This window comes from uncultured Ruminococcus sp. (assembly GCF_937915125.1).
Lineage (GTDB): Bacteria > Bacillota > Clostridia > Oscillospirales > Ruminococcaceae > Ruminococcus_C.
In genome coordinates, this window is the sequence record NZ_CALDMP010000003.1 from 1 (window position 1) to 26,949 (window position 26,949).

General features: G+C 49.4%; 22 protein-coding genes, 1 tRNA gene, 1 rRNA gene and 1 riboswitch. Of the genes, 20 read left to right on the forward strand and 4 right to left on the reverse strand.

All coding sequences use genetic code 11. From position 1 onward, the window contains the following. Nucleotides 1-2: 2 nt before the first annotated feature. Nucleotides 3-89, reverse strand: a tRNA-Leu gene (locus tag Q0418_RS00190). A gap of 175 nt (nucleotides 90-264) precedes the next feature. On the opposite strand from Q0418_RS00190, the gene Q0418_RS00195 reads away from it, so the two are divergent. From Q0418_RS00195 to Q0418_RS00235, 9 genes are all read left to right on the forward strand, one after another. Beyond that, nucleotides 265-1,395 carry a cysteine desulfurase family protein gene (locus Q0418_RS00195; protein WP_298481528.1) on the forward strand — a complete coding sequence of 377 codons (1,131 nt, stop codon included), beginning with the start codon at nucleotides 265-267 and terminating at the stop codon, nucleotides 1,393-1,395. Nucleotides 1,396-1,623: 228 nt separating this feature from the next. Beyond that, nucleotides 1,624-2,802: a tRNA uracil 4-sulfurtransferase ThiI gene (gene thiI, locus Q0418_RS00200; RefSeq protein WP_298481529.1), complete on the forward strand. Its 1,179-nt coding sequence runs from the start codon at nucleotides 1,624-1,626 to the stop codon at nucleotides 2,800-2,802. A gap of 52 nt (nucleotides 2,803-2,854) precedes the next feature. Continuing rightward, nucleotides 2,855-3,436, forward strand: a complete 582-nt coding sequence (locus tag Q0418_RS00205) for a CinA family protein (protein WP_298481530.1) — start codon at nucleotides 2,855-2,857, stop codon at nucleotides 3,434-3,436. Beyond that, the gene (locus tag Q0418_RS00210; RefSeq protein WP_298481531.1) at nucleotides 3,409-4,779 is read left to right on the forward strand and encodes a class B sortase; all 1,371 of its coding nucleotides are present in this window, start codon (nucleotides 3,409-3,411) and stop codon (nucleotides 4,777-4,779) included. Before Q0418_RS00205 ends, Q0418_RS00210 begins: the two co-directional genes overlap by 28 nt. Nucleotides 4,780-4,834: 55 nt before the next feature. Continuing rightward, nucleotides 4,835-5,650: a class B sortase gene (locus Q0418_RS00215; RefSeq protein ID WP_298481532.1), complete on the forward strand. Its 816-nt coding sequence runs from the start codon at nucleotides 4,835-4,837 to the stop codon at nucleotides 5,648-5,650. Between the two features lie 101 nt (nucleotides 5,651-5,751). Next, a complete protein-coding gene (locus Q0418_RS00220) occupies nucleotides 5,752-6,834 on the forward strand; it encodes a SpoIID/LytB domain-containing protein (RefSeq protein WP_298481533.1) in 1,083 nt (360 codons plus the stop codon). An 88-nt stretch (nucleotides 6,835-6,922) separates the two neighbouring features. Then, nucleotides 6,923-7,483: a hypothetical protein gene (locus tag Q0418_RS00225; protein ID WP_298481534.1), complete on the forward strand. Its 561-nt coding sequence runs from the start codon at nucleotides 6,923-6,925 to the stop codon at nucleotides 7,481-7,483. Nucleotides 7,484-7,759: 276 nt separating this feature from the next. Beyond that, complete coding sequence (locus Q0418_RS00230; RefSeq protein ID WP_298481535.1) at nucleotides 7,760-9,058, forward strand: TrkH family potassium uptake protein; 1,299 nt, start codon at nucleotides 7,760-7,762, stop codon at nucleotides 9,056-9,058. A gap of 27 nt (nucleotides 9,059-9,085) precedes the next feature. Then, nucleotides 9,086-9,787, forward strand: a complete 702-nt coding sequence (locus tag Q0418_RS00235; RefSeq protein WP_367276200.1) for a TrkA family potassium uptake protein — start codon at nucleotides 9,086-9,088, stop codon at nucleotides 9,785-9,787. 256 nt (nucleotides 9,788-10,043) lie between these two features. On the opposite strand, the gene Q0418_RS00240 is transcribed toward Q0418_RS00235, so the two are convergent. Beyond that, complete coding sequence (locus Q0418_RS00240) at nucleotides 10,044-11,714, reverse strand: peptide ABC transporter substrate-binding protein (protein WP_298481536.1); 1,671 nt, start codon at nucleotides 11,712-11,714, stop codon at nucleotides 10,044-10,046. A 62-nt stretch (nucleotides 11,715-11,776) separates the two neighbouring features. On the opposite strand from Q0418_RS00240, the gene Q0418_RS00245 reads away from it, so the two are divergent. After that, nucleotides 11,777-11,932, forward strand: a complete 156-nt coding sequence (locus Q0418_RS00245; RefSeq protein ID WP_298481537.1) for a hypothetical protein — start codon at nucleotides 11,777-11,779, stop codon at nucleotides 11,930-11,932. 105 nt (nucleotides 11,933-12,037) lie between these two features. Continuing rightward, the gene (locus Q0418_RS00250; protein ID WP_298481538.1) at nucleotides 12,038-15,562 is read left to right on the forward strand and encodes an endo-1,4-beta-xylanase; all 3,525 of its coding nucleotides are present in this window, start codon (nucleotides 12,038-12,040) and stop codon (nucleotides 15,560-15,562) included. Between the two features lie 68 nt (nucleotides 15,563-15,630). Here Q0418_RS00250 and Q0418_RS00255 read toward each other — a convergent pair whose 3' ends face one another. Further along, on the reverse strand, nucleotides 15,631-16,509 hold the full coding sequence (locus Q0418_RS00255) for a DMT family transporter (protein ID WP_298481539.1): 879 nt from the start codon (nucleotides 16,507-16,509) through the stop codon (nucleotides 15,631-15,633). A gap of 276 nt (nucleotides 16,510-16,785) precedes the next feature. Between Q0418_RS00255 and Q0418_RS00260 the strand changes: the two genes are divergently transcribed. From Q0418_RS00260 to Q0418_RS00290, 7 genes are all read left to right on the forward strand, one after another. Further along, nucleotides 16,786-17,298, forward strand: a complete 513-nt coding sequence (locus Q0418_RS00260) for an HAD family hydrolase (protein WP_298481540.1) — start codon at nucleotides 16,786-16,788, stop codon at nucleotides 17,296-17,298. Then, nucleotides 17,294-17,400, forward strand: a riboswitch (TPP riboswitch). It overlaps the preceding gene by 5 nt. A gap of 68 nt (nucleotides 17,401-17,468) precedes the next feature. Next, nucleotides 17,469-18,110, forward strand: coding sequence for a thiamine phosphate synthase (gene thiE / locus Q0418_RS00265; RefSeq protein ID WP_298481541.1), 642 nt, complete (start codon nucleotides 17,469-17,471; stop codon nucleotides 18,108-18,110). Further along, nucleotides 18,107-18,904, forward strand: coding sequence for a bifunctional hydroxymethylpyrimidine kinase/phosphomethylpyrimidine kinase (gene thiD / locus Q0418_RS00270; protein ID WP_298481542.1), 798 nt, complete (start codon nucleotides 18,107-18,109; stop codon nucleotides 18,902-18,904). Before thiE ends, thiD begins: the two co-directional genes overlap by 4 nt. Before the next feature lie 24 nt (nucleotides 18,905-18,928). Next, complete coding sequence (thiC, locus tag Q0418_RS00275; protein ID WP_298481543.1) at nucleotides 18,929-20,242, forward strand: phosphomethylpyrimidine synthase ThiC; 1,314 nt, start codon at nucleotides 18,929-18,931, stop codon at nucleotides 20,240-20,242. Nucleotides 20,243-20,465: 223 nt separating this feature from the next. Further along, nucleotides 20,466-20,900 carry a Fur family transcriptional regulator gene (locus tag Q0418_RS00280; RefSeq protein WP_298481544.1) on the forward strand — a complete coding sequence of 145 codons (435 nt, stop codon included), beginning with the start codon at nucleotides 20,466-20,468 and terminating at the stop codon, nucleotides 20,898-20,900. A gap of 57 nt (nucleotides 20,901-20,957) precedes the next feature. Beyond that, the gene (gene rbr / locus Q0418_RS00285) at nucleotides 20,958-21,500 is read left to right on the forward strand and encodes a rubrerythrin (protein ID WP_298481545.1); all 543 of its coding nucleotides are present in this window, start codon (nucleotides 20,958-20,960) and stop codon (nucleotides 21,498-21,500) included. 103 nt (nucleotides 21,501-21,603) lie between these two features. After that, a complete protein-coding gene (locus Q0418_RS00290) occupies nucleotides 21,604-22,878 on the forward strand; it encodes a chloride channel protein (protein WP_298481546.1) in 1,275 nt (424 codons plus the stop codon). 279 nt (nucleotides 22,879-23,157) lie between these two features. On the opposite strand, the gene Q0418_RS00295 is transcribed toward Q0418_RS00290, so the two are convergent. Beyond that, on the reverse strand, nucleotides 23,158-23,913 hold the full coding sequence (locus Q0418_RS00295) for an SDR family oxidoreductase (protein WP_298481547.1): 756 nt from the start codon (nucleotides 23,911-23,913) through the stop codon (nucleotides 23,158-23,160). Nucleotides 23,914-24,146: 233 nt separating this feature from the next. Here Q0418_RS00295 and Q0418_RS00300 point away from each other — a divergent pair, with 233 nt between their 5' ends. Beyond that, on the forward strand, nucleotides 24,147-25,538 hold the full coding sequence (locus Q0418_RS00300) for a hypothetical protein (RefSeq protein WP_298481548.1): 1,392 nt from the start codon (nucleotides 24,147-24,149) through the stop codon (nucleotides 25,536-25,538). 501 nt (nucleotides 25,539-26,039) lie between these two features. After that, nucleotides 26,040-26,949: ribosomal RNA gene (locus Q0418_RS00305) — 16S ribosomal RNA — on the forward strand; the annotation flags it as partial.

Genomic DNA, 26,949 nt, shown 5'->3' on the forward strand with positions numbered 1-26,949 from the left:
TGTGGTGCGGATAAGAGGACTTGAACCTCCACCCCCTTGCGAGGACTAGCACCTGAAGCTAGCGCGTCTGCCAATTCCGCCATATCCGCATTTTTCTGCCGCAATCTCAGCGACAAGAATTATTATATCACATCCAGAATCATTTGTCAAGTACTTTTTTTCATTTTTTTCGAATTTTTTTGCAGCCCTTGCACAATGCCTTTGACTGTGTTATAATAGTACTATTCTTATGGTCTTATGGAACGAAAAGAAAGGAAATCGAAGATGGAACATTACCTGGACAATGCCGCAACCACGAAACCGTGTGCAGAAGCGGCGGCTGCAATGATGCGATGTATTTCGGAATATTACGGCAATCCATCCTCACTGCACAGCAAGGGGCTGGAGGCACAGCACGAAGTAGATGCTGCAAGACAGACCATTGCCGATGCACTGGGCTGTAAACCTCAGGAACTGCTGTTTACCTCCGGCGCAACAGAGAGCAATAATCTGGCATTGCGTGGTGCAGCGGCGGCATATGGACGGAAACGGAAAAAAATGATCGTCAGTGCCGTGGAGCACGCTTCAGTGAAACAGACTCTGGCGTATCTGGAAACAGAGGGTTTCAACGTTGTGCCCATAGCTCCGGGCGCAGACGGATTGTATCACCCGGCAGATTTTCTGGCGCAAGTTGATAAGGACACCTGTCTGGTCAGCATGATGCTGGTCAACAACGAAAATGGGTATCGGATGCCTGTGGAAGAGGTGTTCCGTGCTGTGAAACGCCGTGATCCGGAGATCATCACCCACTGTGATGCCGTCCAGGGATTTTTAAAAGTACCTTTCCGCACAAGAACTTTGGGTGCAGATCTGGTCTCCATCAGCGGTCATAAGGTGCATGGTATCAAAGGTGTGGGCGCACTTTATGTGAAACAGGGCATCCGGGTAAAGCCCATTCTCTTCGGCGGACACCAGGAAAAGGGGATTCGTCCGGGCACAGAAAGCGTGCCGCTGATTGCCGCATTTGGCGCAGCAGCGGGTGCACTTGCCCCTACGTTGGATGCACGCTATGAAAAAGTATCCCAACTGCGCAGCCGTCTCCTGGAACTGCTCCGGTCGTTGGACAATGTGGTGATCCGGGATATTCCTGGCGCATCGCCCTATGTGCTGAATCTTTCTCTGTTGGGATATCGTTCGGAAATCGTCCTGCATTATCTGGAAAAGCGGGAAATATATGTCTCCAGCGGTTCAGCGTGTTCCAAGGGTGCCAGCAGTGGTGTGCTGGAAACTTTCGGCGCAAAGCCGGAGGAAGTGGACAGCGCCCTGCGGATCAGTCTTTGTGCAGAAAATACGGAGGAAGATTTAGTGGCATTGGCAGAGGGACTGCGGGATGCCCAGCGGGAATTGATGCATTAAAAGCACATCTCGATTCAAATACATTAGGTCACCTCTAAAAACCCACTCACCCGCCATCTGCGGCGCATCTTTGTGCCATCTTCACTTGCGGAAAAACTTGAAATACACCAAGTATTCCTGCATTTTTCCGCAAGTGAATCTGTCGCAAATCTGCACCACATCTGACGGATTCGGGGTATTTAGAGGTGCCCATTATAGTATAAATGAAATAAAGGAGTAAAATCATTCATGTCAAAAGAACTAATTCTGGCAAAATATGGTGAAATGGCGTTAAAAGGTCTGAACCGTGGTACATTTGAAGATATTCTCATGAAAAACCTGCGTCGGCGACTGAAAAAATTCGGTGCATTCCGCCTGACACGTGCACAGTCCACCATTTATATGGAACCTCAGTCGGAGGACATCGACCTGGACGAGGTGCTGGAACATTTGCAGTGCGTGTTTGGCATCGCTGCACTCTGCCGTGCCTGTGTCTGCGAAAAGTCCATGGAGGACATTACCGAAAAGGCAGTGCCCTACCTGGAGGAAGTGTTGCTGGGTGCTCGTACATTTAAAGTGGAGGCTAAGCGTGCAGATAAGGCGTTTCCATTGAAATCCCCGGAGATCTGCGCCGAGCTGGGCGGCATTCTGCTGGAGGCGTATCCTCATCTGGAGGTGGATGTACACCATCCGGATGTGACTGTCATGGTAGAGATTCGTGATACCCACGCTTTTGTCCATGGTGCCAACATCAAGGGCGCCGGCGGTCTGCCTGTGGGCAGCAGCGGAAAGGCATTGCTGCTCCTGTCCGGCGGTATCGACAGCCCTGTTGCCGGCTATCGCATGGCACGCCGGGGAATTCATATTTCGGCGATCCACTATGTGAGTCCACCGTATACTTCTGACCGCGCTCAGGAAAAAGTGGAACAGCTTTGCCAGGAACTGACGCCCTACTGCGGCAATATCGCCTTTTTCTGCGTGCCCTTTACGGAGATACAGGAGGCGATCAAGAAGTATTGCCCAGAGGAATATTTCACTGTGATCATGCGCCGTCTCATGATGGAAATCGCCCAGAAGATCGCAGAAAAGGACAACTGTCTTGCCCTGATCACTGGCGAAAGCGTGGGACAGGTGGCGAGCCAGACGATGCAGGCGATTGCCTGCACTGATGCCGTCAGCAAGATTCCGGTGTTCCGTCCCCTTATCGGTCTGGATAAGACAGAAATCGTGGAAACCGCCCGTGCCATTGGCACTTTTGAAACCTCCACACTGCCCTACGAGGACTGCTGCACCGTATTTACCCCCAGACATCCGAAGGTGCGTCCGTCTCTTGCTGACGTAGAAAAGGCACAGAGCAAATTTGATTTTACGGAGCTGGTAGAAAAGGCAGTGGAAGGTACTACCATGCGTGTTTTTGAATGGAATTGATTATTTCGGAAAGAAATAATCAATTGGAATAGTCGAAAGGCGATGTCAGATTATGGGGTATTTTCTGTTGGAAGAGGAAAAAGTATGTCATATTTATAAAGACACGGAAAAAGCACTTGACAAAACCATAGCGCATGTTGTACAATTATTAGATAGAAATCACCGCACCATTGCCACGGCAGAGAGCTGTACCGGCGGACTGCTGTCTCAGCTGGTAACGTCCGTCCCCGGTGCATCCCACGTGTTTGAACTGGGACTGTGCACCTATGCGGAACGGATGAAGACCCGACTGCTGGGCGTGCCGGAACAGCTGATTGCAGACTGCGGCGTTGTCAGCGCAGAAGTAGCTTCTGCCATGGTGCACGGTCTGCGGCAGCAGTCCGGGGCAGACTTATGTCTGTCTGTGACAGGACTTGCCGGACCCGGCGGCGGTACGCCGGAACAGCCGGTGGGTACGGTGTTTATGGGGATACTATGGGGTGAACAGGAGGCTGTTGCGCATTTGCAGCTTTGGCGGTACGGATTGCAGACACGGGAAGAAATTCGCCGTGGCACGGCAATGTGTGCATTCGGTATCGCAGAATCTACCCTGATGGAGGAAGCAGAATGCAGGATGAAGAAAAAACCGCTGTAGCATCGTCTGATACGCCGGAAATCAAGGCAGAGCAGAACGAAACGGCAGAAAATGCAGTGACAGCGGAACCGACTACGCCGGCAGATGCTTCTGAAAGCGCAGAAACAGATCCCGTTTTTTCCGATACAGAGGCATCTCTGCCAGTAGAACCGGAAGATAAGATCGCAGCCATCCGCACCAGCTTGTTTCATATTGCACAGGAAGAGGAGGACGAAGCCGTCTCTCTCCGTGTGGCATATCAGATCAAGCAGGTGAAGGAGCGTAAGGAGCATCCCGAAAAGTATCCGCCGCCGGCACCGCATCAGCCGCCGAAAAAGAAAAAGCGGACATTCGGACAGAGCGTTTTGTCCCTGTTTCCACAGCCCGGAGATCCGGGCGGCGAGATCGCGAGAAAATCTATTTTTCTCCTGTCGGCCCTGGTATTTCTGGTGTGTGTCGTGCTGATCATCATCTATTTTGTAGATGTGCTTCGGACAGATGCCCTGTATGAGGACATCGGCACCAGTTATCACGCCAAACTTCCGGCACAGACCACTGCTGTGATACCGGAAGAGACGGAAGAAATTGTTGAAGAACCGACAGAAAAGATTTATACGCTGCTGCCCGGTGCAGAGGATCTGCTTGCCATGAATGATGAGATCACTGGCTGGATCTCCATTCCGGATACAAAGGTGGATTATCCGGTGCTCCATCATCTGGATGATGAACCGGGCAGTGAATACTATCTGTATCGGAATGTACAGAAAGAGGACTCTAAACCGGGATCCATCTTTCTGGATTATCGCTGTACATTTGACCAGGTGGGAGAAAACGGTACTCTGGAAGTGCCCAACTCTGACAATCTGATCATTTACGGGCACAACATGCGGGATCTTTCTATGTTTGGTACACTGAAATATTACCGCACGGATGAAAATTATTATGAGCAGCATCCCATCATCCAGCTCAATTCCAATTATGAGACCTATCAGTACCTGATCTTCGGTTATTTTATCGCAGATGCCGAGGATACTACAGATACACGTTTTGATTATTGGAATGCCATCAATTTTGTGGATGAAGCGGAATTTTATAACTATGTCAATGAAGTCAAGCGGCGGACACTGCGCATCACCAATGTGGATGTGGAATATGGCGATAAGCTGCTGACCCTTTCTACTTGTAATAACGCTTTTGATACGGCACGGCTTGTGATTGTGGCACGTCTGGTTCGTGAGGGAGAAGATCCCTATGAACGGATCGCGGGCAGCATGCCGAATCCGAATATCAAATGGCCAAATGTTTATTATTTGTGGAATTCAAAGACATATGACCCCGATGCGCCTTTTGCACCCTATGGATAATGATGCATTATTTTGTTTGGTACACCAGGCGCAGAAAGGAAATGAGGAAAACAATATGAAGAAATGGCAAAACGGCGCAGTTGTTGCTGCATTGATGTTCTCGATCCTTGCAACCGGCTGCGGTGAAAAAATTGATCAGACCGCAAGTGTGGAAGTGACAACGACCACTGCATTAGAAACACCCACTGAGGCACCAACGGAAGCACCGGAACTGACAGAGCGTGCAAAAAAGCTTCTGGCACAGAATCCGGATACCGTAGGATATATTACCATCAGCGGCACACAGGTAGACAATCCTGTTGTGCAGACGGTGGATGACGAGTATTATCTTGACCACGGCTTTGACGGACAGGAGTTCCGTGCTGGTACTGTATTTATGGACTGTACCGACGTGTTCGGCGCTGATCCGGCAGCGTGGTCGGAAAATATTATTCTCTATGGACATAACATGGCAGACAATACCATGTTCGGCTCTCTTCGCCGCTATCGTCAGGATCCGTCCTACTATAAGGAAGCACCGTTTATCACATTCAGTTCCAATTATGCGGACTATACCTATGTGATCTTCGGTCTCATTATCACAGGCGGTGACGCAGATTCGGATTTTCTGTACTGGAACATGGAAGAACTGGACGATAAAGCGACTTTTGACAGCTATGTCAATTCCGTAGAGGCAAAAAACATGATCGACAATCCTTTGGATGTGCAGTTCGGAGACAGCATTCTGACGCTTTCCACCTGCTATTCCGATGAGGATAATTCTCGTTTTCTGGTAGTGGCACGGCGGCTTCGGGATGGCGAAGACACCGATACACTGCTGGCAACCATTCAAGGAGGAGGGACAGGAGAAACAGCGCCTGCACAGGAATAACAGACTGCATTTGCATTCTGTTTCGTGCACGACCGGAGTGTGATCCGGTACGCCTGTGCAGAATACTACCCGGCTTTTGCCGGTAAAAATGGAGTTTTGATATGAAAATACGTTACCCACATGCAGGTATTGCTTTTGCAATTGCAGCACTGCTTGCCGGAACCACCGCAGTCAGTGCCTATGCAGTACCACAGACCGCTGCTCCTGTGACGGAGACAGCTGCCAGTGAAAGCAGCGATACCTTGTGGAAAGCTGAAATTTCAGATTACGATTCCAGCTTATCATTGGTACAATACGAAGAAGTGAAACCGTCGGAAGAAGAAATTGCCGCCATGGAAGATGCCACAACACCAAAGGCATCTGAGACGCTGGCATCCTCCGGCGTTTCCGGAAGTGCAAACGTGGGCGCAGCCGCCTCTCTCGGCGCTGTAAAAGCCGGACAGTTTGCGTTTACAACATATGGATATGGACATTGTGTGGGCATGAGCCAGAATGGTGCGAATTACTATGCAACTTACGGCGGTTATGACTATCAGTCCATTCTGTTCCATTATTATCCCGGTACCACTCTGGTACAGGAAAATGCCGGCGGTACAATTACTGCCAACGGCGTGACCGGAAGCATTCTGGACATCATTTCGCAAATCGTTTATAACGAGATGAGTTCTACGATGCATCCGGAAGCAATGAAAGCTCAGGCGATCGCTGCGTATACATATATCATGTACAACGGCGGCAGCGTCAATAACGTGATCTTAAAACCGAATCCGCCGCAGAATGTCATCGATGCGGTTTCCGCAGTGGCTGGACAGGCACTATACTATGACGGAAGCTATGCACTGACAGTTTACGGCGCATCCAGCGGCGGTGCAACCGCAAGCTCGGGTGATATCTGGGGGAGACAATATGACTATCTGGTCAGCGTTCCCTGCGAATATGATGCGGAATACGATCCGTATTATGGCGTGGTCACCTATATGTCAGTGGATGAAGTGCGCTCCCGCATTCAGAGTGCTTATGGCATTGCACTTTCCTCCAATCCGTCTAACTGGATTCAGATGGAGTTAGGAGACAGTGGTTTTGTACGGTCGGTCACCATCGATGGTAAAAAAACTGTAAACGGTGATGCGTTCAGCAGTGTTCTGGGTCTGCGCAGTGCCCGTTTTGCTTATGTCTGTGGTTGAGAATTGAGGCATTCGGGAATCAATTGACAGGGAACTGTCATATGATAGTGTTGCAATCACAATCAAAGAATACCAGGAGGTATGGCATATGGATTTTCGGGATCAGTTTCGGAAGATGAGCGATGATGTAGGGAAGATGGCAAAAGAAGTTGCCGATTCTTCCAAAAAAGCGACTGCACGGGCAAGAATTCGCCGGATGATCAACAGCTGTAATGAGTCCCTTGAGACCATTTACAAGGAAATTGGATCCAGATATTATGTAGAAAATCAGTGCGATCCAGGTGAACAGTATGCCGGTTTGTTTCAGCAGGCAGCTGATCTCATCGCACAGATGGATGTTCTGAAATCAGAACTTGCTGGTCTGGACAATGCAACAATTTGTCCGTCCTGCGGTTCAAAGGTCAATGACCTGCAAAAGTTCTGTCCGGAATGCGGCTGTAAGAACACTTCATACGGTAAGTGGAAGGCAGAAGCAGAGGCAGAAGAAGCTGCACGCCGTGCGGCAAAGGAAGCTGAACAGGCAGAGCGTGCTGCGCGTAAAGCAGAAAAAGCAGCGCAGGCGGAAGTGTATGAGACAACTGCGGAGGCAGTGCCCACGGATGATACTGTTCCGCCAGTTGACGCAACCGTCAGCATGGAAGAAGAATAAAAAACCAGGTTCGGGAATCAATGCCGGTGCGCACGGACAGTGTGCGCCGGTTTTTTGCAATGGCAATACTGTACAATAGACCTCCTCGGAAACTGGAGAAGTGCCAGATTCCGCAGGATATTTCGCATATGGCAAAGAGACGCGACCGTAGGAATACTTGATGTATTTCAAGGGAGAGGCTCAAAGCCAGATGCGAAAGAGACAAGGAAGATGGTGCTTCGTAAGTTCCCGAGGAGGTCTAATATGCTTGCCTGTGTTAGGAGGATGAAATGAAATATGAGATGGAATAAACTGCTGACGCCAGGACGTATGATCGCAGTTGGTTTTGCCTCGCTGATATTGTTGGGGACCTTGTTTCTGGCACTGCCGATCTCTCATCGGGAAGGGGAATCCCTTTCACTGATCGATGCACTTTTCACAGCGACGAGTGCGGTCTGTATCACTGGTCTGTCGGTGATACAGTGTAACGCCGTTCTGTCGGAATTCGGACAGGGTGTCCTGCTGCTGTTGATCCAGATCGGCGGCATGGGTATCACGACACTGGGCGTGGGGATTATTTTGTTGACGGGAAAAAAAATCGGTATCCGGGAACGCTCGCTGATTAAAGAATCCCTGAATCAGTCCAGCTTTCAGGGAATTCTCCGACTGCTGAAGATCCTGTTCTTTGTGACCTTTGGATTCGAATTGTTGGGTGCAGTTCTGGCGTTTCCCATCTTTGTCCAGGACTATTCCGTGGGACATGCCATTTGGCTTAGTGTGTTCCACTCTGTATCCGCATTTAACAACGCCGGCTTCGATCTGCTGGGTGCAGACAGCCTGATGCAGTATCAGGATCATGTGCCCATGCTTCTGCTCACATCTGGTCTGACCATCTGCGGCGGTCTGGGTTTTTTCGTCATGTGGAATATAGTGCAAAAGCGCCGATTCCATAGGTTTTCCCTGCACACAAAGGTGGTACTGACCATGACAGGGCTTCTTCTGCTTTGTGGAACGCTGCTGCTCCATGCAACCCAGGACAACCTGAATTGGGTGCAGGCGTTTTTTTACAGCACCGTAACACGAACTTCGGGCTTTTCGGCATTTTCTCTGGGGGATTTCTCTAATGCTGCGTTACTTGTGATGGTATTGCTCATGTTTGTGGGTGCAGCCCCCGGCTCTACCGGTGGTGGTATCAAGGTCACGACATTGTTTGTCTGCATTTGGTCTGCTATTGGTTACACCAGAAATCGTCACCCCACCATATTCCGGCGGCGAATCTCTCAGGAAGTGCGGGATAAGGCGTTTATGATCTTTTTGCTGGGGCTTTCTGTGATCCTTGCTTCAACGCTTTTGCTTTGCATATTCGAACCGGATGTGCCCTTCATTCATATTCTTATGGAGACCACATCGGCATTTGCTACCGTGGGTCTGTCCTGTGGTCTGACGCCGGAACTGTGCGGCTGGAGCAAACTGGTGATCATCATTACTATGTACATAGGACGTCTGGGACCGCTGACTGTGGCAACACTGTGGATGATGCAGGGCAGGAACAATAACGAGGTACTGCGTCCGGAAGAAACGATTTCAGTAGGATAAAAGGAGGGAGCACGGCGGAGAAATGCCGTGCAGTATGCAATGAATTTGAAGAAGAATGTGACGAAGGATGAATTGTATGCCGTGATCGGCTTAGGCAGATTTGGATTTGCGCTGGCAAAGCGGCTGGCAGAGGCAGGGAAGGATCTGATCGTCATTGACAAAAAAGAATCAGTCATCAATGATGCCATTGCCTTTACCGACAACGCCTATCTGGTCAGCGATTTATCAAAAGAAAATCTGCGGAATATGGGCATACAGAACTGTGATACAGTGATCGTTGGTATCGGCGGTCAGATCGATGTGAGCATTCTCACCACTCTGACTGTTCTGCAGCTGGGCGTTCCCCATGTGATTGCAAAGGCGACCAGTGAAGAACAGGGCTGCGTCCTGGAAAAGCTGGGGGCTGAAGTTGTCTATCCGGAACGGGATATGGGAATCCGTTTGGCGAACCGGCTTCTGGCACCTCGTGTGCTGGAATATATCGCTTTGAGTGAGGACGTCAGCATTACGGAGATCTGCATTCCGGAAACCATCACCACTGTAACGGTACAGGAGCTGAATCTGCGCCAGAGATACCGGCTGAACATTATTGCCATTAAACATGGTGAAGAGGTTACAACGGATATCACACCGAATACGGCGCTCTGTGCCAACGATATCATAGCAGTCGTGGGACGGCATGACCAGGTGAATCGTCTGGAGAATGATCTGCAAAAAAAGAAACGCTGAGGATTTCTGATACAATTGCAAAAATAAAAAGGGCTGTTGCAAGTCAGCAAAACACAGAAAAGCAAGCACAATACAGGCAGTATTGTAACACTTTTTTGGATTTTGCTGCTTACGACAGCCCTTGCCGTATCCGCACCGATTTCTCAGAAACTGGCGGCATCTATTTTTAAAAGCAGGCCCTGCTGCTATTGTTATTGTATGCAGCAGGACGAAAAATGCAACAAGGAAAGTTTTGGGGATTCCCGGTGCCGGTGTTTTATTCAAAATGCTTGGCATTGCGGAAATTCAGCGCGCCGGAAAAGGGGTCATACCCAATGTCTGCATTGCTGGAACGTGTGATGCAGTACTGGTTTTTGTAGAAAATGGGGAGAAATTGTCCCTCGGTCAGGATTGCCTGTTCCAGGTTCTGACACTTTTGCTGCAATTCCTCAGAAGAGGAGCAGCTTTTCAGCCCGGTAATCAGAGAATCCACGGTATGACTGCTATAGTAGAAACGGTTCGCATCTGTTCCGAACTGTTCCAGCACCGAAGCAGGACTGTCACTGGAGCCAGTGATGCCATAGACGGCAATGGTGTAGTTTTTGTCGGCAATGCGCTTCCAGTAGTCAGACTCTGAGACCTCTTCGATTCCAATGTAGAAGCCGAAGATTTCCTGCCAGGTCTGGATAATGTCGTGAAGATTTTCGCAGTCCATGAGGGTGGAGCAGACCAGGATCTTTGTGGAATCCAGGGACTCTATGTGCAGTTCCTTCATGCCTTTCTGGAAGGTGTCCACTGCGGCGGCAGCGTCATAGGCAGTTTTGGCTTCCGGCACCAGTTCCCGATAAGATTTGCCGCTGCAGTGCACATCCGGTGGAATAATGCCATATGCCGGGAACAGATCGCCGTTGGAATTTTCCCCGATGGCGGAACGGTCGATGCCCATAGAGAGTCCCTTTCGGATATTGGCATTGGCAAAAGCAGTGTTGTCCGGGTTAAAGATCAGCCCCAGAGTAGTGACACGGCTGGATGTAACTGTGTAGCGGTCGCTTTCCATATATTGCGACTGATAGATTGATGTGGCAAGTACATCCGAAGAACCGTCTGCAAAATCCTCGGCTGTATCCTGACTGTTTTTCTTGATCTGGAATGTCAGATTGGCAGGATAGACGCTTCGTGCTTCGGTATTGGCAGAATTGCGGCGCATGTAGATGAGATTGTCGCTGCCATATGGGTCATAAAACCACAGGCGCAGATAAAATGCGCCGCAGGATGCCACACATTCCTGATCCAGCCCATAGCGTCCTTTTGTCTGGAGGAAAAAGGATTCGTTGCAGGGCATGGCTGCCGTAGAAGCCAGATGGCTGAGAAACTGAGCGTCCGGCTGATCCAGTGAAAACTGCAGCTGTGTATCACTGACTGCATTGACACCGATCTGTGTATAATCCATCTGCCCATTCTGAATGGCAGAGGCGTTTGTCAGACAGGAAAACATGTCCGTATAAGGGGACTGTGTCTGGGGGTCAAAGATCCGCTGAAAGGCATAGACATAGTCCGATGCCGTCACCTGCCAGGATTCTCCCTCGTCGATCACGTCGTTCTGGTTGGTATCGTAATACCAGTAACGGTCATTTTTCAGCTGAAACGTGTAGATCAGACCGTCCGCAGAGACATTGACGTTTTCTGCAGCTGCCAGCTGGGGCATGCCGGATTCGTCCAGTTCCACCAGCCCTTCGTAGAGGTTTGTAATAATGGTTTTGGAAGAAGCATCCGTTGCAGACTGAGGGTCGAGACTTTTGGGATTGGAAGGCAGGCTGACTGTGAAAAGATAGCCAGAGCCATCGCTTTCCTGTTTCTGAAAGGGCAGCGAACAGCTGGAACAGACGGAAAGCGTCAAAGATACAGTGACGAGAAATGCAAAACAGCGCAGAGGGTTCAAAAGAGGCATGATGATATCCTTTCTGATAATCGTAAAATATTGAAAAATCGTTCTGACAGCAGGAGAACGATATGAGTTCACAGGAAGCTGCGCCTGCTGCATCTTCAGCGTATGCACAGCATACTATCATTATACCACGCTCCATGCCGCAGTGCAAGAATAAAACGCAAAATTTGTCTGATTTTCTTCCTGCTTTGCTATTTAAAATAGTTTTAATTTTAGATTGACAAAATCTTCTTAAAATGGTATAATATTTTTATGCGTTATGACGTTTCAGAGTCATACGATGCATGGAATTATTTTGATATGAAGGACACAAGAAAGGAGAAAAAATGATTTCGATCCGAAAAATTCTGGCGGCAGTGACATCCGGTGTGCTTGCTGTCAGCACGTTGTCTCTTTCCGTTATAACGGGTTATGCAGCGGTAGAAGAGCTGATGAATGACACATTTGAAAGCGGTTACGGCGCATGGAAGGGCGTTGGCGCATCTCTGTCCCTGTCCACAGATCAGGCACATAGCGGCAGTACATCCCTCTATTGCTATGACCGTACAGCCACATGGGGTGCGCCCCGCTGTTCTCTGTCCGGTATTGTGGCAGAGGGACAGAACTATGAGATCTCTGCCAGCACCATGTATGAGGGCAGCGGTCAGCAAAATGTGGCAATCAAGATGCTTTATACTGATGCCAGTGGTACAGACCACTATGACCAGGTAGCTGCTGCCCAGGCAACTGCCGGAGAATGGGTCACCATGAAGGGCAATTATACGGTGCCGTCCGGTGCCACCGGCGTGACACTTTACGTGGAGATGACAAACGCCGGCACCGACCAGACTTATTACATTGACGATATCGTCATCAAGGGTGAAAAGACGGAGATTCAGCTGGATGACAAGTTTACCTCGGATTTCGAAGATGGTTCCGCCCAGAGCTGGAAGAGCCGTGGTAGTGCGACGGTGGAGCTTTCCACCAAGTATGCCCATAGCGGCAGCAATAGCCTGTATGTCTCCGGCAGAACGCAGCTTTGGAATGGCGCAACCAGAAGCGCTGCAGATATCATGGTGGCTGGCGGCTATTACAATGTGGGCTGCTATGTGCTCTATGATGGCGACCAGTACACTGATACGCAGAAGTTTTCCATTAACTTGCAGTACGATCTGAATGGCAAGGAAAACTACTATACCATTGCGACTGAAACTGCCAATAAGGGCGAGTGGAAATATGTGGGCAGTGAATTCACCGTGCCGGAGGGTGCAACGAATTTCTATGTCTATGTGCAGACAGGCTACACCAGTGCACCTACGGAGCAGGATATGATGGATTTCTACATGGATGATGCCATTGGGGAACACCTGCCTGACCCGACGATCCAGGATGATATCACCGCATTGAAGGACGCTTATTCCGATTATTTCAAGATCGGCTGTGCCTGCGCTGGCTCTGAGTTTGCACAGGGTGCAACCAAGGACTTGATCCGGAAGCATTATAACAGCCTGACCTTGGGCAACGAACTGAAGCCGGACAGCGTGCTGGATCAAGCATTGTCCCAGAAGTACGTACAGGAGACCGGTGATGACACCATGCCGCAGATCTCCCTGAACGAAGCAGATGCCATGCTGAAATTCGCCGGAGAAAACGGCATTCCGGTGCGTGGGCACGTGCTGGTATGGCACAGCCAGACCCCGGACTGGTTCTTTAAGGAGAATTTTGCTTCTGACGGCGCATGGGTGTCCAAGGAAAAGATGACCCAGCGTCTGGAAAACTACATCAAAATCGTCATGGAAACCTTGGCGGCAGACTATCCGGACGTGGAATTCTACGCATGGGACGTGGCCAACGAAGCTGCATCTGATGCAGGCACCATCCGGGATGCCGGCTCCAATAACGAAGTGAATGGACAGTCCGCATGGGTGAAGGTATTCGGCGACCAGTCCTATATTCCGCTGGCATTTGAATATGCCCGGAAGTATGCACCGACAGGCTGCAAGCTGTTCTACAACGACTACAATGAGTATTCTCCGAATAAGCAGGCTTATATCATCAGCGACATTCTGACGCCGCTGATCGACAAGGGTCTGATTGACGGTATGGGTATGCAGTCCCATATTTCTATGAGCTATCCCACCATTGATTTGTATAAGGATGCCATTCAGCAGTATGCAGACCTGGGGCTGGAGATCCAGATCACGGAGCTGGATATATCTGAAAAGTCCAACGATTATGCAGACCAGCTGGCACTGGCACAGCGATATCAGGATGTGTTCAAGCTGTACAAGGAACTGAAAGATTCCGGTACGAACATTTCTGCCGTGGTGATCTGGGGCATCACCGATTCCACCAGCTGGATCGGCGGCTATCCGCTGCTGTTTGATAAGGATTATCAGGCAAAGCCGGCATATTATGCAGTCATTGATACGGATTCCGAAGTGGAGAAACTCCAGACCATGACCGCATATCAGTATGACGGTACAGATGCTGATCTGGAGCGTGCGCTGGAGATTGGCACAAAGCAGTATCTGTCGATTGCATCTGGTTTTTGTGATGCTTATTTCAAGGCTGCTTGGAATGAGGATGGCATGGTTATCCGCGTGTATGGACCTCGTATTTCAGCAGAGTGGCTTTTCGGTGATATCATGATTGACTATCCGGACATTTTGATTTATGGCAGTCAGGATCAACAGCAGGGCGAATTGTTGGAGTCTCTTTATCTGGATGGCGAGGACAATGCAGAATTTGTTGATGTCACCATTCCCCTTACCGGAAAAATTGGCGATACAGTATATCTTGAGGTGCAAAGCTGTGATTGTGGATGGAATGCACCTGATGATGCAATGGAGAAGTTTTCAAAGCATGTACTTGGTGAACTGCCGAATACGGATACTTATCCTACCTGTGGTATCGTCACCCTCGCTGCACAGCCGAGCTACGCCGAAGCCACCAAGGCAGAAAGCCCCATCGAAATTGACGGCGTGATCGATGATGCATGGGCAGAAGCCAACACCATCCAGATCAACAACTACTCCATGGGCAGCGGTGCCACTGGTACTTCCAGAATGCTGTGGGATGAAAATTATGTCTACGTGCTGACGGAAGTCAAGGATGCCAAGCTGAGCGTGGCAAGTGCCAACGCCTATGAGCAGGATACTGTGGAAGTATTCTTCGACGAAAACAACCACAAGACCTCTTCCTATGAGACCGACGATATTCAGTGCCGTATCAACTATGAGAATGACAAGACTGTCACAGACGGACGCTCTACCGATGCATTTATTTCTGCTGCTGCAAAGACTGCAGACGGCTATCTGGTAGAGGTTGCGATTCCGTATACCATCGGTTCTTTCCAGGCTGACCAGATCGTGGGCTTTGATGTCCAGATCAACGATGATGGCACTGGTGACGGCAAACGTACCAGCATTTCCAACTGGAACGACCTGAGTGGTCAGGGCTATATCAACACCAGCGGTTTCGGTGTGCTGAAACTGGTGGGCAATGGTACAGAGACCACAGGTACTACGACCACAACGATAACAGGCACGACAACTACCACAGAGACAACTGCAACTGCAACAACCGATGCAACAGGAAACAGCACAGGCACCGCCACATCCGGCACAGCAACGGAGACAACGGTTTCTGTTGATGCAAGCATACTGTACGGTGATATTAACCTGGACGGCAGAGTGGATATCACAGATGCAGTTCTCCTGAATAAGGCGGCTGCTGGCGCAGTGAAGCTGTCCGACCAGGCGCTTCTGAATGCAGACTGCAATGCAGACAAGGAACTTGGCAATAATGATGCCATTATTCTGCTGAAATTCCTGGTATCTCTGGTGAAATCCCTGCCCAGTGCAGAATAACCCAAATAATTTAACATGAAAAAATCGGGCATTCCACGGCGGAATGTCCGATTTTGTTGTTTATTGAGTTATTGTGAAACGGTATCTTTTCTTTTGTTATAGAAAAACATCACCACAGCCATGGCGATAATGATTCCATATCCCACCATGCTCATCCAGTCGGGAATCTGTGCAAAGAACAGGAATCCCAACCCGGCGGCAAAAAGTATCTGGGTGTAGTCGTAGACAGAAATCTCCTTTGCTGGCGCATAGCAGTATGCGGAAGTCACGCCGAACTGACCGCCTGCTGCCGCAAGTCCGGCGAGAATCAGGATCACCAGTTGTTTCCAGGTCATAGGTTCATAGGCAAGCATCAGATAAGGCAGCGTCACCACGCAGGAGAATGCCGAAAAGAAAAAGACAATATATGCCTTGTTTTCGCCAATTTTCCCCAGCCGCCGCACCATGGTATACGCTACGCCTGCACCCAGTCCGCCCAGGAGACCCACAAGAGATGGAAACAGATCTGCATTGGCGAAACTTGGCTTGATGACGAACAGACTCCCCACAAATGCCCCCAGAACGATCAGCCCCTGCTGCCAGGAGAGCTTTTCCCTGAGCAGCAACCAGGAGCAGAGGATGGCGAAAAATGGCGACATCTTGTTGAGAATTGACGCATCCGACAGCGCCAGATGGTCAATGGCGTAGAAATTGCAGAGGATCCCCACGGTTCCGGCAAAGGAACGTACCAACAAATAAGGCATTGCACCTTTCGTGGGTCTCAGGCTGCCATGTTGCCGCAGCAGCATCGTCAGTGCAAACAAAAGAGCGACCAGATTTCGGAAAAAACTTTTCTGGATAAAGGGCAGATCGCCAGCCATGCGTACAAAGGCATTCATCCATGCAAAACAGAATGCCGACAGAATAATGCAGATCATGCCTTTCTGTCGGTTTGATATGGTTATCATTTGACATTCCTCCCAATGATGCGCAAAGCCGCCAGGCGTTCTTTGTGCGGTATTGCCTTTAGTATATCACGAATTCCTGGAATTGTCCAGGAGGATTGACCGATATATCTGATATATCTGTTGTGTAAAATACCAAAGGAATTCACTTGACAAACCTCTGAAAATCTGTTACACTTAAATGAAAGAAGTCACGTTGGATAGATGTACGTATTTTCAGCGGCTTGATGCCGCGTGCCGGTGAACTGCGCTGCCAGTTCAGAAAGGACGGTGCACTGTATGCTGCATGCAATTTGCTCGAAAAAGCAGCTTACCGCACATGCATATTACGTTTTTGTGGCAGATATTCTGGAACATGCGAATATGCAGCAACTGAAACAATTCCGACATCATGTGCATACGACACGATTTCAGCACAGTATCAATGTATCCTATTACAGCTATCTGATCTGCCGCCGCTTTCACTGGGATGCTGTTTCGGCAGCCCGTGCAGGATTGCTGCATGATTTCTATTTTTATGAGACATGCGAATATGACCGCAGTGCTGCTCCGGAACAGGCGTCTCATTTTGCCACCCATCCGAAGCTTGCCTTGTCCAATGCGGCAATGGCATTTTCTTTGAATGCAAAGGAAGAGGACATGATCGTCCACCATATGTGGCCGGTTGTGAAGCAGAAGCCTCAGTGCAAGGAAGGTTTTGTGGTTGCCATTGTGGATAAATATATTGCCATATTTGAATATCTGGCACCATTCTGGCAGCGTATGCGGCAGACACTTGTAGGACAAAACTGAGAAAAACGGGAGCTTGCTGGGCGCAGGCTGAGAGGAGGCGCAGACGTCTCGACCGTACCTGATTTGGGTAATGCCAACGGAGGTAACGATGAAAGTCATTGTGAGCGTACCGCTGCTGGTGCGCTCATTTTTTCAATCATATTGGTCAAAAGAAAGAGAGGAGATCATTTATGAAACTATCCCCATCCGCATTTCAGCTGTATGCCATTACCGCACCGGCTGCCAATCTGACAGATCAGGTTCGTGCCGCCATTGCCGGAGGTATCACCATGCTGCAGATCCGGGAGAAAAACTGTACCACACAGCGGCTGATCCAGCTGGCGTATCCCATTGTTTCAATTTGTCGTAATGCCGGGATTCCCTGTATTATCAATGATGACGTGGAAGCGGCACGTGTTCTCGGGGCAGACGGTGTCCACGTAGGACAACGTGATATGAAGCTGAAAAAGGCGCGGGAGATCCTGGGTGAGGATGCCATTTTGGGAACCAGCGCACATTCCGTGGAGGAGGCAGTCCGTGCGGAACAGGAAGGCGCAGATTATATCGGCTGTGGCGCAGTATTTCCAACAGGCACAAAGTCCGATGCATCCCACTTGTCCTTTGATATGCTCTGTGCCATCCGGAAAGCAGTTTCCATTCCGGTGGTTGCCATCGGCGGCATCAATGCACAGAATCTGTCCCAGCTCTATGGCTCTGGTATCGACGGCATTGCTGTAGTCTCTGCCGTTTTTGGCGAACCGGATGTGCAGCAGGCTGCCCGGACACTGCGGCAGATGACCGAAGCATTTCAGGAAAAGGAGCGTGCACAATGATGGTGCGCCATCCTGTATTGACCATTGCCGGGAGCGACAGCAGCGGCGGTGCTGGGGTACAGGCGGACTTAAAGACCATTACCATGCTGGGCGGCTATGGCATGAGCGCCATTACAGCGCTGACGGCACAGAATACCGTGAGCGTGCGTGGGATCCATGCAGTCCCGGCGGATTTTTTACAGCAGCAGATCGAAGCGGTGTGTGACGATATTCTGCCCTTGGCTGTGAAGATCGGCATGGTCTATGATGTGCCCCAGATTCATGTGATCGCACAGGCGATCCAGAAATACCAGCTGCGCCATGTGGTGGTGGATCCGGTGATGGTTGCCACAAGCGGCGATGCTCTGCTGAAGGAACAGGCGCAGACTGCATTGCAGGAGGAACTGATGCCTCTGGCGGAACTCATCACCCCCAATCTTCCCGAAGCGCAGCGGCTCACGGGGCTGAAAATTGCCTCACCTGTACAGATGGAACAGGCAGCGGCGGAATTGTCTGCGCAGTATCGTACTGCCATTCTGCTGAAAGGCGGACACTGCGATGGGGTCTGCAATGATCTGCTTTATGTATCCGGGGAGTGCATCTGGATTCCCGGGCAGCATCTGGAAACGAAAAACACCCACGGCACAGGCTGTACCCTGTCCTCGGCAATTGCCGTATTTCTGGCACAGGGCTTCACCATGACGGACAGTGTGCGCCGTGCAAAAAATTATATTACACATGCCATTCAGGCAGGTCTGTCCCTGGGACACGGGCACGGACCCATTGCGCATAATTATGCTCTGCATGAGCAATAACTGTATAAGGAGGAATCTGATCATATGTCAACATATGCAACACAGATGGATGCGGCAAAACAAGGTATCATCACACCGGAAATGGAAACCGTTGCCAAAGACGAACATCTTTCCCCGGAACTGATCCGGGAGCGTGTGGCAAAGGGTACTGTCTGCATTCCGGCAAATATTTACCACAAGAGTCTGCATCCTGCCGGAGTGGGTGAGGGACTTCGGACAAAAATCAACGTAAACCTGGGCATTTCCGGGGATTGCCACGATTATTCTGCGGAATTTGAAAAGGTAAAGCTGGCGCTGCAGTTCCACTGTGAAGCCATTATGGATCTTTCCAATTACGGAAAGACCCACACCTTTCGCAAACAGCTGGTGGAAATGTCCTCTGCCATGATCGGTACGGTGCCTATGTACGATGCCATCGGCTATCTGGAAAAAGATTTGGCGGATATCAAAGCTACGGATTTCCTGAAAGTACTGGAGGCACACGCCAAGGCAGGAGTGGATTTCCAGACCATTCACGCCGGTATTAACCGACGTGCAGTAGAGGCGCTGAAACGCCAGAAACGCACCACAAATATTGTATCCCGGGGCGGTTCGCTGCTCTTTGCCTGGATGGAAATGACAGGAAATGAAAATCCATTTTATGAATATTACGACGATGTTCTGGACATCCTTAGAACATACGATGTGACGATCAGTCTCGGCGATGCCCTGCGTCCCGGTTCTATTGCAGACAGCACTGATGCCGGTCAGATCTCGGAACTAGTGGAACTGGGCGCACTGACAAAGCGTGCCTGGGAACGTGACGTACAGGTCATGGTGGAGGGTCCCGGTCATATGGCAATGGATGAGATTGCAGCCAATATGAAACTGCAAAAGCGTCTGTGTCACGGTGCACCTTTCTATGTATTGGGTCCGTTGGTAACAGATGTGGCACCGGGGTATGACCATATTACCGCAGCCATCGGCGGTGCCATTGCCGCTATGAACGGTGCGGATTTCCTGTGCTATGTGACGCCGGCGGAGCATTTGCGTCTCCCGGATTTACAGGATGTCCGTGATGGTATCGTGGCTTCGAAGATCGCAGCCCATGCCGCAGATGTGGCAAAGGGTCTGCCGGGTGCACGGGATTGGGACAATGCCATGAGCCAGGCACGCTGCAATGTGGATTGGGAGGGCATGTTCGCCCAGGCAATTGACCCCGAAAAAGCACGCAATTATTTCGAAAGCCGTCCGCCTCAGGATAAGCACACCTGTTCCATGTGCGGAAAAATGTGCGCCATGCGGACATCCAGCAAGATCCTGAACGGCGAGAACGTGTCTCTCTGTCCCGAGGAATAAAAGCAACACCGCACAAAGAGCACCTGACGCACAATCTTTGTGCGGTATTGCCTAAAGGCTGGCTTTGCAAAGGTACCTGACTGTGTATGATTACAGCGGATTTTTTTGAGAAATCTCTTGACAAATGGTCTCATACAGGATATAATGTTAATTAAGAACTGATATTATTTAGTTTCTTGTGTCGGCATCTCTGTGTGATATGATTTTTTAAAGGATGATTGATATGAAAAACCGCAACACATTACAGCGTCGTCTGGTATTGGAAACGGTACAGCACATGCATAACCATCCAACGGCAGATGAGATCTTTCGTGAAATTGCAAAGGAAAATACACTGATCAGCAAGGCAACTGTCTACCGGAATTTAAAAATTCTATCGGAACAGGGCGAAATTTTGCATATCCCAATCCCCAATGGTGCGGATTGCTTTGATTTCAATACAAAGCCCCATTATCATATGGAATGCCGGAAATGCAATCGGGTCTATGACGTGAATATGCCGTATCAGACGGATCTTTGCGATAAAATCATAAACCGCAACGGGTTTCTGATCGAATCACACCACATTGTATTCAGCGGTCTGTGTCCTGGCTGCCAATTGCAGTCCGAGGAGACAGCCGAAAAGAATTTATCAAAAACTGTACAGGAAACTGCCTGACAGAAAAGCAATATTGTGCTTTTACGCAGGTAGATTCGAAAAAAGGAGGATATGATCATGGCAGAACTGAAGGGAACACAGACAGAAAAGAATCTGTTGGCGGCATTTGCCGGCGAATCCCAGGCGTATACCAAGTATACGTACTATGCATCCAAGGCAAAGAAGGACGGCTATGTGCAGATCGGCAAGATTTTTGAAGAGACTGCAAGCAATGAGAAGGAACACGCAAAGATCTGGTTCAAGCTGCTGAACGGCGGTCAGATGCCGGAGACAACGGAAAATCTGAAAGATGCTGCTGCTGGAGAGAATTACGAGTGGACAGATATGTACCGTGAATTTGCAGAGCAGGCAAAGGCAGAGGGCTTTACACAGATCGCCACCCTGTTTGAAGAAGTGGGTAAGATTGAAAAGATGCACGAAGAACGGTACCGCAAACTTCTGGCAAATGTGGAAGGCGACTGCGTATTCTCCAAGGATGGCGATGTAATCTGGGAGTGCGCAAACTGCGGTCATATTGTGATCGGCAAGAAGGCTCCGGATGTATGTCCGGTGTGTCAGCACCCGCAGTCTTATTTCATGATCAAGGCTGAAAACTATTGATTGTTTGATCGATTTGAATTGATGAAAGATCCTCTGTGGAGTTTTTTCACAGAGGATTGTTTCTGTTCTGGGAGGGGATTCTTTGCACAGGCGTAATGCTTTTGTGACCCGTTGGAAAGGGCGGCTGCTGCACAGTGCCATTCATGTGATCTCTCATTTGCGGCTACTCCTGCGATGGGTTTTATTTTCTGTGATCACCGGGGGAATCGTGGGGCTGATCGGCGTTGCCTTTGTGTATGCCATCCAGTGGGTCACATCTTTCCGCAGCGGTCATCCATGGATTTTACTAGCACTTCCGCTGGGCGGTCTGCTCATTGTGTGGCTCTACCGCATCACCCGGGATCAGAATGACAGGGGTACCAATATGGTATTGGCATCTCTGCGTTCCGAATCGGAACTGCCGGTACAGATGGCACCGCTGATATTTGTCTCTACCATTGTGACCCACCTCTGCGGCGGCAGTGCCGGGCGAGAGGGTGCGGCATTGCAGCTGGGCGGCAGTATGGGCAGCGTTCTGAGCCGGCTGTTCCGGCTGAATGAACGAGATAAACGTGTACTGATTCTCTGCGGCATGGCGGCAGCATTTTCTGCCATTTTCCGGACACCCATTGCAGCACCTGTTTTCGCCATGGAAGTGGTCTGCGTCGGTGCCATGCACTATGCAGCATTGGTACCGTGCACCATAGCATCCCTGACGGCTTCGTGGATTGCCGGAAAGCTGGGGATTCCGCTGGCGAAATTTGCAGTGGAAAATGTACCGTCGTTTCAGGTTATCCCGGCGTTGAAGATCCTGCTGCTGGGGGTACTTTGTGCCGCTATCAGTATTCTTTTCTGTGTTCTGCTGCATCAAACGGAAAAACAGCTGCGGAAACGGATACCGAACTCCTATCTGCGTATCCTGGCGGCAAGCGGTGTGCTCTGGCTTCTGATCCTGTTGGTGCGGAATCAGGACTACTTAGGCATCGGCACTGATGTCATCGGACGTGCCATGGGCGGAGAGGCAGTATGGTATGCCTTTCTTGCGAAAATGCTCTTCACTGCTGTCACCCTGGGCGGCGGATTCAAAGGCGGCGAGATCGTCCCGTCTTTCTTTATCGGTGCCACTTTTGGCTGCCTGTTCGGGCAGATATTGGATATTTCACCCTCGTTCTGTGCCGCTGTGGGTATGGTAGGGCTGTTTTGCGGTGTGACAAATTGTCCTCTGGCATCCCTTATGATCGCCGTGGAATTGTTCGGTGCTGCCGGAGCGCCATATTATCTGCTGGCAATTGCCGTGAGCTACTTATTGTCCGGTTATTACGGATTGTATGGGGAACAGACATTTTTGTCCTCAAAATTCACTGGCGCACCGGTGAATCATAAAACAAGAAAACTGTAAAAAGGCTGTTGCAAGAACAGTAAACATGGCTGACAGGGTGTGTAATATCACACTGGTTTGCCATGGACTTTAGGCAATACCGCACAAAGAGCGCCTAGCGGCTTTGCACGTCATATGCTTGCATATTTTTCGTCATATTTCACAAAAATGCTCGTGAATACACAAAGTATTCACGAGCATTTTTGTTTCATTTGACGAAAAATCTGACGGCGCATCTGACGCACAATCTTTGTGCGGTATTGCCTTTACTTGCAACAGCCTTTTTGTGCTGCTATGCTTTTATTCAGATTTTTTCGCTGCCTGTACATGATAGAGGATACGGGACAATACCTGTTCCGGCACAAGATGAGAAGCGGCAATGCCCATACGCATCATAAGTCCCGGGATAATCAGCAGTTTTCCAGTAATTGCACCGAAAACAGCTTCTTTCGCCACTGCCTCCGGCGTCAGTGCCTTGACACGGAATTGCACTCCGGCACGGTTGTTGAAACCAGTATCCACAGGACCGGGGCAGAGGATGCTGATGGTGACCCGGCTCTTTTCCCGGCGCAACTCTTCTGCAATGGCAAGAGACAGCCGCACCACGTAATTTTTAGAGGCGTAATAAGAGGAAAACAGCGGCCCTGTGAGGAAACCAGCGCTGGATGCCACATTGAGAATACGTCCGCTGTTCCGCTTTTTGAAATCCCGGAGAAACAGCTTTGTGAGAATATGCAGCGCCCGGATGTTCACCTGGATCAGCTCCAGTTCATCCTGCAACGCCGTATCCGTAAAGGCACCATACACGCCAAAACCGGCATTGTTCACCAGCATGTCCACATGCTTTCCCTTGCAGAATTCGTACAATGTAAAGGGCGCCTGGTTTTCTGCCAGATCCAATGCAATTGTCTCCACTGGAACCGGAAGTGTTTCTTTTAGTTCCTCCAGTGCAGTCTCGCTGCGTCCTGTGAGGATCAGCGACCATCCTTTGCGGCTCAGTTCCTGGGCAATTGCCTTGCCAATACCGGAGGTTGCGCCTGTGATCAATGCTTTCATGGGAAAAACTCCTTTCTTTGAAAAAACGAATTCGCACGCTTTCTTATCCTTTACTATACCACAAAATTCCGATAAAATCAATTCGCAGCCTGACTTTTTTGAGAATTTGAAAAAAATTTCGTGTAAGGTATGGACTTATTCGAAAAAATATAGTATAATAAATAAGTATTGGATTACGGCGGCGGTTTTTCAAAGCCAAAACCGTGGAAATTATCTCGGAGGTATTAAAAAATATGTTCAAGTGGAAAAAAGCGGCGGCAGCTCTCGCCGCAGCTGCAGTGGCAGCTTCGTGTACCGCATGCAGCACATTCGGCAGCAGCACAGCTTATGCAGTGACTATCGATGGTGTGCAGCTGAAAGCAGGTATCTATATTTATTATTCCTATGCTTCATACATGGAACTGACCCAGACGCTCCAGGAAGAAAATTCTGAACTGGACGTAAACGATGATGATGTGGTAAAGAAGCAGACCATGGACGGTGTCAGCACTGAGACATGGATCCAGAATAAGACCATGGAATATTGCCAGCATCACGTTGCAGTCACAAAAAAATGTGAGGAACTGGGACTGGAACTGGACGAAGAACAGAAAACAGAGATCTCAGACAGCATTGAAGCATTCTGGGAAGCAAATGGTGAGATTTACGAGAAAAACGGTATTTCCAAGGATTCTGTAACACAGGTTCTGAAAAATTCCTATCTCGCCGATGAGGTTTTTTTGTATTATTATGATGTTGACGGCGAAAAGGGTGTTACAGAGGATGAACTGAAGGAGTATTATGAGGAAAATGATGCTCGTGTACGGTATATTCAGTTCAATCTGACTGACGGAAACGGTGAGGAACTGGATGATGCCGGCAAGTCGGACATGAAGCACATGGTAGAGGACTATCTGGGCGAACTGGAAGCGCTTAAGGGTGACGATGAAGCAATGGATGAGGAAATGGACACCATCCAGAGCGAATATAATGCCTATGTAACTTCCATTTCCGAAGAAGCAGCTGCGGCAACTGCTACCTCTGCAACAGACGAGGAAGGCAACGAGATCCCGGCTGAAACCACGACAACTACTACCACAACTGAGGCGGAAACGACTACCGCTGCTGCAGAGGAATCTGCGGATACCACTGAAACTGCTGGTGAAGATGAGGCAGCAGACACAACAGCTGCTTCTGAGGCAGGGGGAGAAGAAACCACAACCACTGCTGCTGAAGAAAGCGATGCAGAGGAAGAAACAACGACTACCACTGTACCTTATGCAAATGAACGAATTATTGCTAAAGTGACAACAGATGAGGATACAGATCCGGAAGATGTGACCTATACACCGTCAGAAAAGGCGTACAATTTCATTTTTGATGAAGCGGAACTTGGTGTTCCGGCAATAGTAGAGGATGAAAATGCGTATTATCTGATCGTTCGCCGGGATATTACGGAGCGTATGACAGAGGATGATCTCTGGACAGAAAATCAGATGAAATCTGTGATCTCCAGCAAGTATGCAGATGCCTTTGAAGATATGCTGGATGGTTGGTGCGATGAGCAGACTGTGGAGAAAAATGATCGTGCGATCAAGCGGTATGATGCGTTCAAGATCGACATGGATAGCAGTAGCCAGGCATAATGAAAATATAATAGAATGATGGAAAAGACTCGACAGGAGACTGTCGAGTCTTTTTGTATTTAGAAAAGCTCCGGCTAGGCCGGGGTTTGTATATTTAATGGCACATGTGCAATTTATCTAAAAATACTCTTGATTTCAGCAAAACATTCGTCTTGACAAGCGTGAAAAGATGTGATATAATAATAAAGCTGTCGCACGAGAGTGAAAGGCAAGTAAAAAAAGGAGTAAAATGACGAACGGGAGTTCAGTTTCATTCACAAATTGTTTACTTGACAAAAAGTTCTGAATGTGATATAATGTAAAAGTTGCAGCGCAAATAGCTGTCACGAAGTATCTTGAAAATTGAACAATGCACTACAAGCGAAAAAGCCCTTGAAATTCCGAGAGAAATCGGAAGATTGAGAAGTCAGAAAAGACTGAAATAAAATCACGAAGGTAATTGCGAGTGTTTCGTAATTGCAGGATCGATATTAAGAGGCATATGCTTCATAATATACAACTTAACTAAAGAGTTTGATCCTGGCTCAGGACGAACGCTGGCGGCACGCTTAACACATGCAAGTCGAACGGAGACAATTGAGCTTGCTTAGTTGTCTTAGTGGCGGACGGGTGAGTAACACGTGAGTAACCTGCCTCTGAGAGAGGGATAGCTTCTGGAAACGGATGGTAATACCTCATAACATCATGGAATCGCATGTTTTCATGATCAAAGATTTATCGCTCAGAGATGGACTCGCGTCTGATTAGCTAGTTGGTGAGGTAACGGCTCACCAAGGCGACGATCAGTAGCCGGACTGAGAGGTTGAACGGCCACATTGGGACTGAGACACGGCCCAGACTCCTACGGGAGGCAGCAGTGGGGAATATTGCACAATGGGGGAAACCCTGATGCAGCGACGCCGCGTGAGGGAAGACGGTTTTCGGATTGTAAACCTCTGTCTTCAGGGACGAAATAAATGACGGTACCTGAGGAGGAAGCTCCGGCTAACTACGTGCCAGCAGCCGCGGTAATACGTAGGGAGCGAGCGTTGTCCGGAATTACTGGGTGTAAAGGGAGCGTAGGCGGGAAAGCAAGTTGGAAGTGAAATGCATGGGCTCAACCCATGAGCTGCATTCAAAACTGTTTTTCTTGAGTGAAGTAGAGGCAGGCGGAATTCCTAGTGTAGCGGTGAAATGCGTAGATATTAGGAGGAACACCAGTGGCGAAGGCGGCTTACTGGACGGTAACTGACGTTGAGGCTCGAAAGCGTGGGGAGCAAACAGGATTAGATACCCTGGTAGTCCACGCCGTAAACGATGATTACTAGGTGTGGGGGGACTGACCCCTTCCGTGCCGGAGTTAACACAATAAGTAATCCACCTGGGGAGTACGGCCGCAAGGTTGAAACTCAAAGGAATTGACGGGGGCCCG